Here is a 1154-nt window from a genome sequence, read left to right as displayed (position 1 = left end):
TTGGTGTTAGTATCAAATCTTAGACAACTTTTCGTAGAGACGGAAATAGATTAAACTTATCTACGAGAGGATGAATTTTATGACCCGATACGAAAAAAATTTCAAACAGATGATTGTTGAACTGAATCAAACTGGACGTTCTATTCGAGGTTTAGCGAAAGAATATGGCTTATCTGAAGCAACGATTTACAAATGGAAGAATTTATATTTACCTAATCAGTCCACAGGACTGACTGGAAAAGAAGTGGTTGAATTGAAAAAAGAAAATGCCCGTTTAAAGGAGGAACTTGAAATCTTAAAAAAAGCCGCAGCCATATTCTCTCGAAAGACCTAAATTCACTTGTTCAATTTATAGAAAAATGGTGTAAGGATTACACTGTTTCTTTGTTATGTCGATTATTAGAAATTCCCAGAAGTGTCTATTATTTCTACAGAAATAAACCTTTAACTACCACACAAATTAAAAATAATTACTTGAAACAAAAAATTACTGCTATCTTTTTTGAAAAAAAGCAACGATATGGCGCGACAAAAATCTATCATGTCTTGCTCAAAGAAAAGATTGCAGTTTCACTTAAACATGTACAAAAACTAATGCGACAACTGAATTTACGTTCTATTACTATTAGAAAATACAAACCACAAAGGAATAAACAAACAGTGACGTCCAGAGTAAATATCTTAAACCAAAATTTTTCTACTAAAACTATTTGCGAAAAATGGGTGGCTGACATCACCTACATTCCTACCAAAAAAAATAGGTGGTGTTACTTGTCTTCAATCATGGACTTGCATACGAAAAAAATTATTAGCTATACATTTTCAAAACGAATGACTGTGGATTGTGTAATCCAAACACTGAATAAAGCAAAAAAGCATTATCACATTCCAGAAGGAATGGTTCTACACACTGATTTGGGAAGTCAGTATACAGCAACCGAAGTGGAAAAATGGCTTGAAACAAACAGAATAAGGCATTCCTATAGTCGAAAAGGAACGCCTTATGATAATGCAGGAATCGAATCTTTCCATGCATCATTGAAAAAGGAAGAAGTATATACAACTACTTACTCAGACTTTGAAGAAGCAAAGCGAGCACTATTTAGCTACATTGAAGGATTTTATAATCGAAATCGAATCCATAGTTCGATTGG

The 1154-nt window shown here is 33.1% G+C and carries 1 protein-coding gene; it reads left to right on the top strand.

Annotated elements, in window-relative coordinates; all coding sequences use genetic code 11:
* Nucleotides 1–79: 79 nt before the first annotated feature.
* A protein-coding gene (locus tag M2139_RS14245; protein WP_280739519.1) for an IS3 family transposase occupies nt 80–1154 on the top strand; the annotation gives its coding sequence in 2 pieces (ribosomal slippage) (nt 80–308 and nt 308–1154; 1076 coding nt annotated over the 2 pieces). This gene is flagged as partial in the annotation.

It is taken from the genome of Enterococcus sp. PF1-24, from assembly GCF_029893325.1.
Classification (GTDB): domain Bacteria; phylum Bacillota; class Bacilli; order Lactobacillales; family Enterococcaceae; genus HY326.
This window is presented reverse-complemented; position numbering and strand designations above follow the sequence as displayed.